At 70.3% G+C, this 15,671-nt stretch carries 10 protein-coding genes; 3 read left to right on the plus strand and 7 right to left on the minus strand.

Features of this window, described 5'->3' with window-relative positions; translation table 11 throughout:
• Nucleotides 1-195: 195 nt before the first annotated feature.
• The 7 genes from yjfF to ACZ6Z8_RS01295 form a co-directional block, all read right to left on the minus strand.
• Nucleotides 196-1,167, minus strand: coding sequence for a galactofuranose ABC transporter, permease protein YjfF (gene yjfF / locus ACZ6Z8_RS01265; protein WP_465605029.1), 972 nt, complete (start codon nucleotides 1,165-1,167; stop codon nucleotides 196-198).
• Entirely contained in the window at nucleotides 1,164-2,246 is a 1,083-nt protein-coding gene (locus ACZ6Z8_RS01270) for an ABC transporter permease (RefSeq protein ID WP_465605032.1), read from the minus strand. Before ACZ6Z8_RS01270 ends, yjfF begins: the two co-directional genes overlap by 4 nt.
• On the minus strand, nucleotides 2,243-3,766 hold the full coding sequence (locus ACZ6Z8_RS01275; protein WP_465605035.1) for a sugar ABC transporter ATP-binding protein: 1,524 nt from the start codon (nucleotides 3,764-3,766) through the stop codon (nucleotides 2,243-2,245). Before ACZ6Z8_RS01275 ends, ACZ6Z8_RS01270 begins: the two co-directional genes overlap by 4 nt.
• Before the next feature lie 77 nt (nucleotides 3,767-3,843).
• On the minus strand, nucleotides 3,844-4,824 hold the full coding sequence (locus ACZ6Z8_RS01280) for an ABC transporter substrate-binding protein (protein ID WP_465605037.1): 981 nt from the start codon (nucleotides 4,822-4,824) through the stop codon (nucleotides 3,844-3,846).
• Between the two features lie 579 nt (nucleotides 4,825-5,403).
• Nucleotides 5,404-6,942, minus strand: a complete 1,539-nt coding sequence (locus ACZ6Z8_RS01285; protein WP_465605040.1) for an alpha-L-arabinofuranosidase B — start codon at nucleotides 6,940-6,942, stop codon at nucleotides 5,404-5,406.
• 823 nt (nucleotides 6,943-7,765) lie between these two features.
• The gene (locus tag ACZ6Z8_RS01290) at nucleotides 7,766-8,749 is read right to left on the minus strand and encodes an acetylxylan esterase (RefSeq protein WP_465605042.1); all 984 of its coding nucleotides are present in this window, start codon (nucleotides 8,747-8,749) and stop codon (nucleotides 7,766-7,768) included.
• A 228-nt stretch (nucleotides 8,750-8,977) separates the two neighbouring features.
• Nucleotides 8,978-11,827, minus strand: coding sequence for a glycoside hydrolase family 3 C-terminal domain-containing protein (locus ACZ6Z8_RS01295; RefSeq protein ID WP_465606295.1), 2,850 nt, complete (start codon nucleotides 11,825-11,827; stop codon nucleotides 8,978-8,980).
• A gap of 248 nt (nucleotides 11,828-12,075) precedes the next feature.
• On the opposite strand from ACZ6Z8_RS01295, the gene ACZ6Z8_RS01300 reads away from it, so the two are divergent.
• Genes ACZ6Z8_RS01300 through ACZ6Z8_RS01310 form a run of 3 tightly spaced genes read left to right on the plus strand, consistent with a single transcriptional unit; the run spans nucleotide 12,076 to nucleotide 15,661 of the window.
• Complete coding sequence (locus ACZ6Z8_RS01300) at nucleotides 12,076-13,746, plus strand: type 2 periplasmic-binding domain-containing protein (protein ID WP_465605045.1); 1,671 nt, start codon at nucleotides 12,076-12,078, stop codon at nucleotides 13,744-13,746.
• Entirely contained in the window at nucleotides 13,743-14,690 is a 948-nt protein-coding gene (locus ACZ6Z8_RS01305) for an ABC transporter permease (RefSeq protein ID WP_465605047.1), read from the plus strand. The genes ACZ6Z8_RS01300 and ACZ6Z8_RS01305 overlap by 4 nt, the downstream gene beginning before the upstream one ends.
• Nucleotides 14,687-15,661 carry a carbohydrate ABC transporter permease gene (locus tag ACZ6Z8_RS01310; RefSeq protein WP_465605050.1) on the plus strand — a complete coding sequence of 325 codons (975 nt, stop codon included), beginning with the start codon at nucleotides 14,687-14,689 and terminating at the stop codon, nucleotides 15,659-15,661. Before ACZ6Z8_RS01305 ends, ACZ6Z8_RS01310 begins: the two co-directional genes overlap by 4 nt.
• Nucleotides 15,662-15,671 lie beyond the last annotated feature (10 nt).

The following is a 15,671-nucleotide window of genomic DNA, read 5'->3' on the forward strand; positions in this document are numbered from 1 at the left end:
CATTTTGTTTCTGCCTGTCCGCCCGGGGGGCGCGCTGTTGGGCTTCTAGTGTCCTCGCCACGCAGCTGTATTTACCCACCGGGGGCCCCCCCCCCCCCGCCCCGACGCATGCGGCCAGGCGCCTCGACGCGACCGCCTGGTGTTCGAACGCCGCGCCGCCCCGGCACGGACGGGCCGTGCCGGGGCGGCGCGGTGCTACCGCCGGCGGGCGGTGATCAGGCGCTGCAGGACGATGAAGACGAACAGCAGGGCGCCGATGACGATCCTGGTCCACCAGGAGCTGAGGGTGCCCTGGAAGCTGATCACGGTCTGGATCAGGCCGAGCACCAGCACGCCGAGCAGGGTGCCCAGGACGTATCCGGAGCCGCCGGTCAGAAGGGTGCCGCCGATGACGACCGCGGCGATCGCGTCGAGTTCCAGGCCCACCGCGTGCAGGCCGTAGCCGGACAGCATGTAGAAGGTGAGCAGGACGCCGCCGAGGGCGGAGCAGAAGCCGCTGATCGCGTAGACGGCGGTCTTGGTGCGCTGCACCGGCAGGCCCATCAGCAGCGCGGACTGCTCGCTGCCGCCGAGCGCGTACACGTTGCGGCCGAGCCGGGTGTAGTGCAGGACGACGAACGCGGCGGCGACCACCAGCAGCGCGACCAGCGCGCTCGGCGAGACGAACAGGTCACCGAGCGGGATCCGGGTCTGCGCCATCGCCGTGTACTGCGGGTCGGTGATGGAGATCGACTCGACGCTGATCGTGTAGCACAGGCCGCGGGCCAGGAACATGCCGGCCAGGGTGACGATGAACGGCTGGATCTCGAAGACGTGGATGATCCAGCCCATCAGCCAGCCGCCGGCCGTGCCCATCAACAGGACCAGCGGGATCACCAGCAGCGGCGGCCAGCCGTGCTGCTCCACCAGCCAGGCGGAGACCATGGTGGACAGCGCCACCACCGCGCCGACCGACAGGTCGATGCCGCCGGTCAGCACGACGAAGGTCATGCCGACCGCGACGACCAGCAGGAAGGCATTGTCGATCAGCAGGTTGAGCACGACCTGGCCGGAGAAGAAGCCGTCGTACTGCACCGAGCCGGCGCCGAACATCGACACCAGCAGGACTGCGGTGACCAGCAGCGGGATCTGGCCGCGCAGGCGGGTCAGCAGGGCGTTGGCGTTCATGCGCCGACCTCCCGGTTGGTGGGGGCCGCGGCGTGCGACCGGGTGCTGGGCCGGGTCCGCCGGCCACGGGCGGCCAGCTTCGCGCGGAACGTGGGCGACTGGACGAGGCAGACCACGATCACCACGAACGCCTTGAAGACCAGGGTGGTCTCCGGCGGGATGCCGATGGTGTAGACGGTGGTGGAGAGGGTCTGGATGATGAGCGCGCCCAGGACGGTGCCGCCGATGGAGAACCGGCCACCGTTCAGCGACGTCCCACCGAGCACCACCGCGAGGATGGCATCCAGTTCGATCCAGAGGCCCGCGTTGTTGCCGTCGGCGGCCGAGACGTTGGAGGACACCATCAGGCCGGCCAGTGCCGCGCACAGCGCGCTGAACACGTAGACGAGGGCGACCAGGCGCATCGCCCGGATGCCGACCAGCCGGCTGGCCACCGGGTTGCCGCCGACGGACTCCAGCAGCAGCCCGAGCGCGGTGGAGCGGGTCAGCAGCACGGCGGCCAGCACCACCACGGCGCTGAGCAGGATCGCGAACGGCATGGTCAGCCAGTAGCCGCCGCCGATCATCTTGTAGGGGTCGCTGGTGACGGTGATGATCTGGCCGTCGGTGATCAGCTGGGCCACACCGCGCCCGGCGACCATCAGGATCAGGGTGGCGATGATCGGCTGGACGCCGACCCTGGCCACCAGCACCCCGTTGACCGCGCCGAGCACCAGGGCGGTGCCCAGCGCGATGCCGAGGGCGGTCAGCACGGTGCCCAGGCTCCCCGGGTCGGCCGAATCGCTGATGTGCAGGCAGGCCAGGGCACCGGAGATCGCGACGGTGGAGCCGACCGACAGGTCGATGCCGCCGGTGGCGATCACCAGGGTCATGCCCAGGGAGACCAGGATCAGCGGGGCGCCGAAGTGCAGGATGTCGATCAGCGAGCCGTAGAGGTGGCCGCCCTGGAGGTGGACGGAGAAGAAGTCGGGGGTGAAGGCGAGGTTGGCGACCAGGAGCACGGCCAGCACCACGGCCGGCCAGAACAGCCGGGACCTGGTCACCGCCCTGGTCCGCGGGGTGGTCGGTGCCGTGGTCATTCCTGCGCTCCGCTCGCGATGGTGGCCATGACGCGCTCCGGGGTGAGCTCGTCGTCGTTGTCGAGCTGGGCGACCATCCGGTGGTCGCGCAGCACGCCGATCCGGTGGCTGAGCCGCAGCACCTCCTCCAGTTCGGCGGAGATGAACAGCACCGCCATGCCGTCCTCGGCGAGCTTCGCCACCAGCTTCTGGATCTCGGCCTTGGCCCCGATGTCGATGCCCCGGGTGGGTTCGTCAAGGATCAGCAGTTTGGGGTCGGTGATCAGCCAGCGGGCGAGCAGCACCTTCTGCTGGTTGCCGCCGCTGAGGTTGCGCACCAGCGCCTCGGGGTTGTCGGGGCGGATGTCCAGGGCGCGGATCCAGCGCAGCGCGTACTGCTCCTGCGCGGTGCGCGACAGGGGGCGGGTCCAGCCGCGGGCGGCCTGCAGCGCCAGCACGATGTTCTCGCGGACGGTCAGCTCGCCGACCAGGCCCTCGGTCTTGCGGTTCTCGGAGCAGAACGCGATGCCGTGGGCGATCGCGTCGCGCGGGCTGCGCAGCGCGGTCGCGGCGCCCTCGATCCGCAGCGTGCCGCCGTCGCTCTGGTCGGCGCCGAACAGCAGTCGGGCGGCCTCGGTCCGTCCGGAGCCCAACAGCCCGGCCAGGCCGATCACTTCGCCGGGCCGGATGGCCAGGTCGTACGGCTCGACGGCGCCGCGCCGGGTCAGCCCGTCGGCCTGCAGGAACGCCGCCCCGTCGGCCGGTGCGGTGCGCTCGCGCCGCTTGCCGCCACCGATCTGGTCGAGTCCGGCGAGTTCGGCGCCGATCATCCGGGAGACGAGTTCGACCTGGTTCAGCTCGCTGGTCAGGTACTCGCCCTCCAGCCGGCCGTTGCGCAGTACGGTCATCCGGTCGCAGATCTCGTAGATCTGGTCGAGGAAGTGCGAGACGAACAGGATCGCCACGCCCTGGTCGCGCAACCTCCGCATGACGGCGAAGAGTTGGCGCACCTCGTCGCGGTCCAGGCTGGAGGTCGGCTCGTCCAGGATCAGCACCTTGGCGGAGACGTCGACCGCGCGGACGATCGCCACCAGCTGCTGGACGGCGATGGAGTAGCTGTTCAGCGGCGCGCTGACGTCGACGTCCAGGTCGAGTTCGCGGACCAGCTCGGCGGCCCGGCGGCGCATGGCCGCCCAGTCGATCAGGCCGAACCGGCGGGGCTCGCGGCCGATGAAGATGTTCTCCGCGACCGACAGGTTCGGGCAGAGGTTCACCTCCTGGTAGACCGTGCTGATGCCGGCCTCCTGGGCCTGCAGCGGCCCGGCGATCCACACCTGCTCGCCGGCCAGCACCACCTCGCCGCCGTCCGACGGGTGGACGCCGGTGAGCACCTTGATCAGCGTGGACTTCCCGGCGCCGTTCTCGCCCATCAGGGCGTGCACCTCACCGGGGAAGAGCCGGAAGTCGACCCCGTCCAGTGCCACCACCCCGGGGAACTCCTTACGGATACCCCGGACTTCCAGGACCGGTTGCTGCCGCACCCCGGCTCTCCTCTCCTCGTGCGATCCGGCCCGCCGGGGAGCGATCCGCCGATCGCTCCCCGGGCCGGCCGGGCCGGTCAGTACTGGCGGGTGGGCAGGGCCGCGGTGGCCTGCTCGGGGGTGAAGGTGCCCTCCTCGGTCTTGATCCGCCGCGGCACCTGCTCGCCCGCCTTGACCTTCTTCACCAGGTCCATCAGCTGGTCGCCGAGCAGCGGGTTGCACTCGACGTCGTAGTTGATCTTGCCCTGGCTCATCGCGGTGAAGGCGTCCTTGACACCGTCCACCGAGACGATCTTGATGTCGGTGCCGGGCTTCTTGCCGGCCTCCTCGATCGCCTGGATGGCGCCGAGCGCCATGTCGTCGTTGTGGGCGTACAGCACGTCGATCTTCGACTGGGACTTGAGGAAGGCCTGCATGACCTCCTTGCCCTTGGCGCGGGTGAAGTCACCGGTCTGCGAGGCGACCACCTTGAACTTCGGGTCACCCTTGACGGCGTCCGCGAAGCCGGACTTGCGGTCGTTGGCGGGCGCGGAGCCGGTGGTGCCCTCCAGCTGGACGATGTTCACCTCGTCGGACTTGCCCTGGTACTCCTTCACCAGCCAGTCGCCGGCCTTCTTGCCCTCCTCGACGAAGTCCGAGCCCAGGAAGGAGGCGTACAGCGACTCGTCCTTGGAGTCCACCGCGCGGTCGGTCAGGATGACCGGGATGTGCGCGTCCTTGGCCTCCTTGAGGACGGTGTCCCAACCCGACTCCACCACCGGCGAGAAGGCGATCACGTCGACCTTCTGCTGGATGAACGAGCGGATCGCCTTGATCTGGTTCTCCTGCTTCTGCTGCGCGTCGGAGAACTTCAGGTCGATGCCGGCCTTCTTCGCCGCGTCCTGGACCGACTTGGTGTTGGCGGTGCGCCAGCCGCTCTCCGCGCCGACCTGCGAGAAGCCCACCACGAGCTTGCCGCCGGAGCCCTTGGCGGCGGAGCCCCCGCCGCCGGAACCGCACGCGGTGAGGACGGTGACCATCGCACCGGCGACCAGGGCCGCCGCAGCTCTCTTGGACATGTGGGGACTTCCTCTCGGGATCGTCGATCGCGCGAACGGCACCGGCTGCGTGAACGCCAGGTATCGTCGCCGTTTCGCTCGGGACCGATTGTTAACGCTAACAATTGGCACCGGCAAGGCCTCCGCGCCGTGTTACCCAATCTTGACCAGCCCGCGACCGGCAACCGGACGTTCTCTCAGCCCCGTAACCACGACGGCCAGTTGACGCTCGGAGGAACCCGCCCCGGGTGTGCGGGACCGCAACCGGGGGGTAGGCCTCGGACCCGATCAGGGCAGGTCGCAGCAGGTCATCAGGGCACGATCGAATGCCTCGACGGTCGAGGCCGGGCGGGGCCGACCGCCGCCCGTGCCGCTCCGGATCGGTGAGGCTGTCGGCACGGCAGGCCCGCGCCGGACCAGGGCGGCCGGCATCTCGGCGGCTCCGCCGACCGTGGCCAGGACGCGCGGGCCCCGACCGAAGAAATGGCTGTGCCGAGTTCAGGGGCGGTCTCGCCCCTGAACTCGGCACCCGTCAGGACCGTCGGCACCACGGCCCGTCCGCGGCATCGCGCCGCGGACGACCGCCGGTGCCCCGGCGGCTCAGCCCCAGGGCTGGGCGACCAGCCAGCTGGTGTCTGCAGCCCAACTGGTCGAGCTGTCCCAGCTGTTGGAGCCGCCGTTGCTCGCTATGTAGGCCGTGTAGTTGTAGTGCCGGAGGTACTTCGTCGGGAAGTTGACGGACTGGAAGGATGTGCCGACCCCACTGTTGCCACTGGTGGGGCAGAAGGTGGCGTCCTGGGCGAAGGCGCCGGCGCCGCTGTCGAAGTCCAGGTACAGCTCGTAGTTGAAGTGGCGCAGGAACTGCCCGGGGTTGTTGGCGGACTCGAAGGAGAGGCAGGAGCTGTTGGCCAGGCCGGCGCGGACGATCCAGGTGGCGTCGGCCTTGTCGGTGGCCGAGCTGGAGGAGTCCGTGCTGGAGATGACGACCTTGTTGTCGGCGTCGTCGTGGCGGAGGTAGTGCGAGGTGCAGCAGGGCGCGGTGGTGGCCTGCAAGGAGATCCGGGAGCCGGGGGTCAGCGTGCCGGTGCCGGTCGAGCCGCTGTTGTAGCCGACGGCGGTGATGTTGGCCTGGACCGCGTTCTCGGTGGCGTCCGACGGGTAGCCCTGGGTCATGACCCCTTCGTAGAAGGTGCCTTGGGCCCACTTGCTGTTGTCACCGCCGATGCCGAGGATGATCGCGCCTTCCTTGTGCATCGGGTTGTAGCCGGTGGCGTTGGGGCGTGCGCCGTTGTAGAAGGTGGACAGGCCGCCCGACCGGGCGTCGCCGCCGCGGAGGGCCCACTGGTTCGGGCCGCCCTTGAGCATCGCGGTCAGGAACCGGTTGTTGACGCTGGGGTCATTGGCGTTGAAGCCGCGGTTGACCCCGGAGAACAGGCCGTTCTCCAGGTCGGCCATGACCCAGGGGCCGTTGCCGCTGCCCGAGCCCCAGCTCTTGTTGTTGCCGAAGTAGAGGGCCTCCATGTGGCCGTTGCCGGTGTCCAGGCTGTTGGCCTCGGCGTTGCCGTAGTCGAAGCAGCAGCCGTCGTTGAAGTGCGTGCCGTCGAAGATGGCGTACATGCCCTCGGGCTGGTCGCCGGTGGCGATGCCGTTGGTGTTGTTGTTGCGGTAGCCGGTCCCGGGGGCGATGTAGACGCCGTACGCCTTGTGCCCGCCGACGGTGACCGGCGCCTCGACGGCGTTGGCGAGGTTGTCCGGCCCGCCGGCCGCCCCGCCGGCCGGCGCCTGGGTGAGGTGGTTGCCCTTGCCGGACTGGTCATAGAGGACGGTGATGACGCAACTGGTGCCGGCGCAGAAGGAGTCCTGCGCGGCGGCGTCGGCGTAGCCGCCTGCGCTCAGCGGGCCGATGTCCCTGGTCATGTTGTCGGAGGCGCGCCTGACCTGGTAGAGCGGGCCGTTGTACGCCCCGTACAGGGCCCGGGTGGTGCTGTGCGCGGCGACGCACGGAGTGTTGCCCGCGGCATAGATGTCGCACGGCCCCTGGGTGGCTGCCTGCGACGTCCCGGCCGTGGCGGTGAGCAGGCCTGCGGCGAGCGCGGCGGTGGTACCGGCCGCGAGGAACGCGTGTCGGAGGCGGTTCATCCACGGTTTGATCACGAGGAGTTCCTTCACTGGGTGGGGTGGGGGTGGGCAGGCGCCGACGAACCTCCCGGTGTCCGGCTGTGCGGACGGCTCGGGTTCGCGCTGACGCCTGCGGGTCCGGTACGGCTTCTGCCCTTCGGGGCACCGGACCCGGCACGGGGGCTGCCGGTCAGTTCCAGGGGGCGGCGGCGAGCCGGCCGGTGTCCTGGGCCCACGGCGAAAGGCCGTCCCAGGCTTGGTGCCGCCGTCGCTCGCGACGTGGCCGGCGAAGCGGTAGAGGCGGACGTAGCTCTACGGGCTGTTGACGGACTTCGTTCCGACAATCGCCGGCGTTCGCCGGGCGCGGCCCAGCCGCGTTCGCGTGGTCATGAACGAACTCCTTCGCGGGTGGGGGAAGGAAGAAGGCGCCCAATATTGTTAGCGCTAACAACAATGGCGTCGGAAAAGGCTGACCCGGACGCCGAGAAAGTTCCTGGCCGGGCTGCACCGCCCATCACTATGGCCAGACACTGAGGCACCGTCAAGATGGCTGCGTGTTAGCGCACACATCAGAAGCTCCCCCACCCCAGGGACAACCGGCCGAACAGGTGGTGACGCCCCTCCCCGTCCGTGACGGAACCCCGTCCCCCCGCTCCCCCGCCGAGGTCAGCACCCGACCACCCACCGCCGACCTCCAACCGCCACGGCTCGGCGAGGTTGACCCGCAACGTCAACTCACCGGCGGACAGCTCCACCAGTCACCCTCGTGGCCGACGTCGGGACGATCGTGCGGCTCACCTCATGAGGTCTCTCGGTGAGCCGGGTGCGGGTCGCGGCGGTGCGGTCACCACGTCGGCGTCAGCCCGCGCTCGCGCAGCCAGGCCAGCTGGACGGGCGGGTTGGCGCCGCAGCCGCCGGCGTGGTCGGCGAACGGCCACACCGTCATGGTCCGGTCCTCGCCCGCGTACTGGTTGAAGGCCGCGTAGACCGTCCGGGGCGGACAGACCGGGTCCATCAGACCGACGCTGAACAGCGCCGGTGCGGTGGCCCGCTGGGCGAAGTGGACGCCGTCGAAGTAGTCGAGGGTCGCGAAGGTCGGCTGCACCCGGTGCTGGCTGTGCCAGCGCAGGTACTTGACGAGCTCCTGGTACGGACCGTCCAGGCAGAGCCGCGCGCCCTCGCGGTAGTGGCACAGGAACGGCACGTCCGGCATCACCGCGGCCACCCGGTCCCCGGTGAGCCCGGCGACGGCGAGGGCCGTTCCGCCGCCTTGACTGATCCCGGTCACGACGATCCGGTCGGTGTCGAGACCGGGGAGCTCCGCGACGGCGTCCACGGCGCGCACGCAGTCGGTCATCAGCCGGCGGTAGTAGTGGTTCTCCGGGGAGTCGATGCCACGGGTCATGAAGCCCTCGATCCACTGCGTGCCGTCACCCGCGGTCCGGTCCGGGGTGTCGTGGCCCTGCCCCCGGTTGTCCACGACGAGCTGGGCGTAGCCGGCGGCGGACCAGAACAGGTGCTCGGTGGGCAGGCCGCGGCCGCCGGAGTAGCCCATGTAGGTGACGACGACCGGCAGCGGGCCGTCCGCGCCGCGCGGGCGCAGCAGCCAGGCGGCCACCGGCTCACCGTTCCAGCCGGGGAACCGCACGTCGTCGACCTCGACGGTGCGCAGTCCGTACTGTGCGGTGACGCGTTCGGCCTTGACCGCCCCGCCGTGCGAGCGGGCCTCGGCGAGGGTGCGCTGCCAGAACTCGTCGAAGTCCTGCGGCACGGTCGGCTCGGGCCGGTAGTCGCGGAGTTCGGCGACTCCGAAGTCATCGAGCGGCATGGTGGGCTTCCTCCGGGTGTTGAGGGGGCGAAGTCACGTGCTGGGGGCAGTGCGCGGTGACATCCGGGCGGCGGGTGACCGCCGGGGGGCGGGTCAGAGCGGCGGCCGGGTTCGCGCGGTGGTTCGCGCAGTGGTTCGCGCGGTGGTTCCCGCGGCCGGGGAGCCGGGCCGGGAGGGGTGGCGGTCCGCCCCCCGTGGGCGGACCGCCGGTCCGTGGGACGGCAGTCGTCAGCCGACCACGCCGAAGCGGAACGCGGTGAGCCGGAAGTCGCCGTGCAGGGTCAGGCTCAGGTCGTGCACGCCGTCGAGCGGGGCGGCGAGTTCCGCGGCAGTGGTGGTCCAGGCGTGGCGGTCCCCGGTCACCGGCACGTCGAGTTCGGCCAGCAACCGCCCGCCTGCCCGTAGTTCGAGCCGCGCCGGGTGCTCCCCGGCCTGCTCGCGGGAGGTCTCGACCTCGATCGAGCGAGCGCCGAGGAGGTCGACGTCGCGGAACAGCAGCGTCGCCGGGTGGGCCGGGTCGGTGGGCGTGACGGCGTCACCGTCGGTGCGCGTGGCGTCGACGATGGTCGCGTCCTCGTAGTCGTCGAAGTCGACGGCCAGAAGCCGGCGGTCGACTCCCGCCCGGGGCGCGGCGGCCGTACCGAGCACGGTCAGCGGCGCGGTGAGGACCGGACGGTCGGCGCTGCGGGCGACGATCACCTGGTAGCTGCCGGGGTCGACGGTGAAGGCCCCGGCTGCCACGGACCAGTGCGCGAACTGCTCGGCCGACAGGCGGAACGTCAGCTCACTGCTGCCACCCGCCTCCAGGCGGACCTTGCGGAAGTCCGCCAGCCGCAGCCGGGGCGCCTCGTAGCGGGCTTCCAGGGCACGGACGTAGACCTGGACCACCTCGCTGCCGGAGCGCGGTCCGCGGTTGTCCAGGGTCACGGTCACGTCGACCGAGCCGTCCTGGCCGATCGACGGCTGTGACAGGCGCAGGTCGCGGTGGGCGAAGTCGGTGTAGGACAGCCCGTGGCCGAAGGAGTAGAGCGGGGCGGGTCGGTGGTACTGGTAGGTCCAGCCGGCCTTGATGATGTCGTAGTCGAGCGGGGCGGGCAGCGGGTCGTCGCCCCGGTACCAGGTCTGCGGCAGGCGACCGGCGGGCTCGGCCCCGCCGAGCAGGACGTCGGCCAGCGCGTTCCCCGTTTCCTGCCCGCCGTGGGAGGTCCACACCACGGCGGGCAGGTGCTCGTCGGCCCAGTCGAGGGCGTACGGGTAGCTGCTCATCACGACCAGGGCGGTGTCCGGGCGGACGGCCGCGACGGCGCGCAGCAGTTCCTCCTGCCCCTCGGGCAGGTCGATGTCGGCGCGGTCCTCGGTCTCGCGGCCGTTGATCAGCGGGTGGTTGCCGAGGACGACGACGGCGAGGTCCGCCGCCGCGGCGGCCGCCCGGGCCTCGGCGGCGCCGTCGCGGACCAGCTCGCGCTGCCAGTGCTCGGCGTCCTCGGCGGTTTCGGCGGTGACGTGGACCCGGCCGTCGGTCGGGTCCACGGCGGCGTAGCGTCCGGTGAACACCGAGCGCAGCAGGACGGTGTCCGGGCCGGCCGGTTCGAGCCGGAAGGTCTCCTTGACGAACCAGCTCTTGATGATGTCCTGGCCGTCGTCCAGGGTGTCGTCGTCCTGGAGGCTCAGGAAGCGTCCGGTGTCGGCGGCGCGCAGGGTGGAGGCGCCGCCGCCCCAGTCGGTCACGTCGAAGGCGGACTTGCCCAGCGGTTCGCCGGTGGTGCGCGAGCGCAGGGTGACGCGGTCGGAGCCCTCCACCGTGACGACCTCGCCGCCGTGGGCGCCGAGGGCCTCGGCCAGGCCGGCGGCGGCGCTCACCTGGTACGGCATGGTGCCGCTGTACCAGTCCTCGAAGAGGGTGTCGGCGAGCGGGCCGATGACGGCGATCCGCGGTGTGCGGGCCGGGTCGATCGGCAGCAGGCCGTCGTTCTTGAGCAGGACGGTCGACTCGATCGCGGCCCTCCGGGCCAGGGCGCGGTGCTCGGGGCTGTCGATCACCTCAGGGCCGGTGCCCGCGTACGGGTCCAGCTCGGGGTCGAACTCGCCGAGGCGGAAGCGCACTTCGAGCTGTCGCCGGACGGCGCGGTCCACGTCGGTCTCGTCGATCAGGCCGCGCTCCAGCGCCTCGCGCAGTCGGCCGACCGGGATGTCGGTGTCCTCGCCGTGGTCGGTGAAGCTGTCGATGCCGGCCTTGAGCGCCGCCGCGTGGGACTCGGCGTGGTCGTCGAAGTAGTGCTCCGGGTCGACCAGGTTGGAGGGGGCTTCGGCGTCGCTGACCACGAACAGCTCATGGCCGGTCGGCTCCGCCCAGCGGCGCAGTTCCGTCTCGATCAGCGGACTGACGTGGCAGGGGCGGCCGTTGACCAGGTTGTACGCGGCCATCGCGCCGGTCGCGGCGCCGGAGGCGACGACGGGGCGGAAGGCGGCGAGGTCGTACTCCTGGAGGACACGCGGGCGCAGTCCGGAGGAGGTGGTGCAGCGGTCGTCCTCGTTGTTGTAGGCGAGGAAGTGCTTGAGCACCGGGGCGGTCCGCAGGTAGGTCGGGTGGTCGCCGGAGAGGCCGCGGCAGAACGCCTCGCCGACCCGCGCGGTGTGCACCGGGTCCTCGGAGTAGCCCTCCTCGTTGCGCCCCCAGCGCGGGTCGCGCAGCAGGTTGAGCACCGGGGCCCAGGCCTGGAGGGAGTTGGGTCCGCGCTCCTCGCGGGTGCCGACCGCCGGCGGGCGGTGGTGGTGGAAGGCCCTCAGCTCGGTCGAGACCGCCTCGGCGACCTCGCGCACCAGGTCCTCGTCCCAGCTGGCGCCGAGGCCGACGGCCTGCGGGAAGACCGTCGCCACGCCGAGCCAGGAGACCCCGTGCAGGCCCTCGCTGCCGGTACGGAACGGGCCGACGCCCAGGCGCGGCACGGCCGGCGCGTACTGGTGCAGCATCGCGAGCCGTTCGTCGAGGGTGAGCCGCTGGAGCAGGTCGTCGACACGCTTGCGCAGGGCGAGCGTGGGGTTGCGGAAAGCAGGCAGGTCGGCTGCGGATGCCGGCACGGAACTCACGTGGAATACCCCTCGGGCGGACTGGGCGCAGTGGTCGAGTCGAAGCGCCTCGACGCTGACACGACCCAAAGGGCCTGTCAACTACCCAGGAACGAAAGGATTTTGCTTTTGTTCAGCCTCTTGCTCAACCGGAAACGCGTCGTTAGTCTCGCCGAAACATTCAAGCGCTTCGACGCTTCGGCGCTCGGCGCTTGGACCGCGCTTCGACGGAGAGGGGCCATGCCACCATGAGATCCGGGATGAACCGCAGGAGCTTCCTGACCACCGCCGCCACGGTCGCGGGAGCCACCGGGATGGCGCCCCTGCTGTCCGCCTGCGGCGGCGGCTCCACCAAGAAGGCCGCGGCGAACACCAAGGAAGGCCTCAAGGCCGCCCTCCCGACCTTCGTACCCAACGCCAGCGCGGTCAAGCCGGACATGGCCCCGGTGCAGGGTGGATCCGACGCCGCGACCGACCCGGGCTTCCTCTCCTACCCGGCCTCCCCGCCCGTCAGCGTCTCCGGTGTCCCGGGCAGGGGCGGCAGCTACACGGCGGTCACCCCGCTGTGGGGCACCGCCCCTCCGGTCGGCAACTCCTTCTACCAGGCGCTGAACAAGGCGCTCGGGGTCGAGCTGACCATGAAGCCGGCGGACGGGATCAACTACAACACCATCGTCCCGACGATGACCGCCGCCGAGAAGCTGCCGGACTGGATCAACCTGCCCGCCTGGTGGAACTCCAACTTCAACACCGGCGGACTGGTCGGCAGCCAGATCGCGGACCTGACCCCGTACCTGTCCGGTGACAACGTCAAGAAGTACCCCAACCTGGCCGCCCTCCCCACCGGCGCCTGGCAGAACGGGGTCTGGGGCGACAAGCTCTACGGAATACCCTGTTTCTCCACCAGCTTCGGCATGCCCGGAGCCACCTTCTACCGCCGGGACGTCCTCGAAGCCCGGGGCATCACCGCCGACCAGGTGAAGTCCGCCGACGACCTGATGAACCTCGGCAAGGAACTGACCGACCCCAAGCGGGGCGTGTGGGCCTTCGACGACGTGTGGGTCTACCTCCAGACCGCCTGGAACGTACCGATGAACTGGAGGGTCGACAACGGCAAGCTGGTCCACATGTTCGAGACCCAGGAGTTCCTGGAGGCCGTCGACTGGCACTACCGCCTGGCCAACTCGGGCTACATGCACCCGGACGCGCTCGCCGGTGACGTCGCCAACGGGTCCACCCGCTTCTACAGCGGGAAGACGCTCGTCGGGGGCGGCGGACTGGGCGCCTGGAACCTGTCCGACCACCAGTCCGGCATCGCCGCGGACCAGAACTACCGGCGCGGCGCGTTCAACGCCATCAGCGCCGACGGCAAGAGCACGCCGGTGATCTACATGGGCGCCGCCGCCAGCATGATCAGCTATCTCAACGCCAGTCTGAAGCCGGCGCAGATCGAGGAACTGCTCGCCGTCGCGAACTACCTCGCCGCCCCCTACGGCACGGCCGAGTACACCCTGGTCAACTTCGGCGTCGAAGGCGTCCACCACACCCGGGTCAACGGCGCGCCGACCTTCACCGAGGAGGGCAAGAAGGACGTCCAGGCGACGACCTTCCCGTTCCTGGCCGCCCCCGCCTCCGTGATCAGCAACCCGGGCGGCGAGCAGGTCACCAGGGACTACACGAGCTGGGCGGCCGCCAACGTCAAGTACCTCACCAAGCCGCCCTTCTGGGGCATGAACTTCAGCATGCCCCAGGCGCTCGCCACCGCCGCGGCCGCGCCGAACGTCAACGACACGCTCAAGGACTGCTACCACGGCAAGAAGAAGGTCTCCGACGTGCAGGACGCCGTCGCGAGCTGGCGGTCCGGGCCCGGCGGGCGGCTCAAGCAGTGGATGACCGAGAACGTCCTCGACAAGTACGGCACCGGCCAGTGAGCACCGCAGCACCGAAGCGCCCGGCCGGCCACGCGCGGCTCAACTGGCGGATCAGGCTGCGGCGCGACAAGTCGCTCCTGCTGATGACGGTGCCCGCGGTCGTCCTGCTCCTGGTGTTCAACTACGTGCCGCTGTTCGGCGTCGTCACCGCCTTCCAGGAGTACGACCCGCTGGTCGGGGTCTGGCACAGCGAATGGGTCGGCTTCGACCAGTTCCAGCAGTTGTTCGGCGACCCGGCGTTCTGGGCCGCGCTGAAGAACACGCTGTACCTGAGCTTCGTCCAGCTGGTCCTGTTCTTCCCGGTCCCGATCGCCCTGGCCCTGCTGCTCAACTCGGTGATGAGCGAGCGGATCCGCAACTTCTTCCAGTCCGTGGTCTACCTGCCGCACTTCTTCTCGTGGGTGCTGGCGGTCACGATCTTCCAGCAGATGCTGGGCGGCGCCGGCGTGCTCAACCAGTTCCTGCGCCAGCACGACATCGGCACCTGGGACATCATGACCAACCCGCACACCTTCGCGCTGCTGGTCACCTCCCAGGCGGTCTGGAAGGAGGCCGGCTGGGGGATCATCGTCTTCCTCGCGGCGCTGAGCGCGATCAACAGCGAACTGTACGAGGCCGCGGCGGCGGACGGCGCGGGGCGGTTCCGGCGGATGTGGCACATCACCCTGCCCGGCCTGCGCGGGGTGATCGTGCTGATGCTGGTCCTGCGGCTCGGCAACGCGCTGTCCGTCGGCTTCGAGCAGTTCCTGATCCAGCGCGACGCCGTCGGCCACGAGACCGCGGACGTCCTGGACACCTTCTCCTTCTACTACGGCATCTCCACCGGCGGCTACAGCTACGGCGCGGCGGCCGGGCTCTTCAAGAGCGTGGTCTCCCTGCTGCTCATCTGGGGTGCCAACCGGCTGGCGCACGCCTTCGGCGAGGACGGGCTGTATCGCAAATGACGAACGCACTCACCATCGGTTCCCGCCGCGAGAAGCGCCGCCGGGCCGCCGTGGCCGCCCGGCGCCGGGCCCGCTCCGCCCGCCCGCCCTGGGAGGAGCCGCCCACCGCCGTCGGCCAGGCCGCCAAGGGGCTCACCCTCGGCGGGACGCTCGCCGTCATCCTGGTCCCGCTCTGGATCATCGTCCTGACCAGCTTCTCCACCCCCGGCGCCATCAACCGGGCCGGCGGCCTGGTGATCTGGCCGGACGGCCTGACCACCGACACGTACCACGAGATGCTCAGCGACCCGACGGTCGTCACCGCACTGACGGTGAGCCTCGGCATCACCGTGGTCGGCACCGCGGTGTCCATGGCCGTGTCCGTCCTCTGCGCCTACGGCCTCTCCCGGCCGCGGTCGTTCGGGCAGCGCTTCGTCCTGCTGCTGCTGATCGTCACGATGTTCGTCAGCGGCGGCCTGATCCCGAGCTTCCTGGTGGTCACCGGCCTCGGCGGCTACGACCAGTGGTGGGCCCTGATCCTGCCGAGCGCCGTCTCCGTCTTCAACATCCTGGTGCTGCGCGCCTTCTACCAGGAGACCTCGTCCGAACTGATCGACGCGGCCCGGATGGACGGCGCCGGAGACTGGCGGATCCTGTGGTCCGTCGTCCTGCCCACCTCACGCGCCGTCACCGCCGTCACCGCACTGTTCTACGCCGTGGGCTACTGGAACTCCTTCTTCAACGTCATGCTCTACATGCCGACGGACAGTCAGAAATGGCCGCTGCAGTACGTGTTGCTCACCTACGTCAACCGGGCCAACGGTCTGCCCGGGTCCGTCAACTCCGGCTTCGGCAACACCCAGGTGCAGACCGCGCCGCTGTCACTGCAGATGGCGGTCGTGGTCCTCACCCTGGTACCGCTGGTGATCGTGTACCCGTTCGTGCAGAAGCACCTGCGCACCGGTGTCCTCACCGGCGCGATCAAGGGCTGAACCGTCCGTT

Source organism: Kitasatospora sp. NPDC101108, assembly GCF_055584725.1.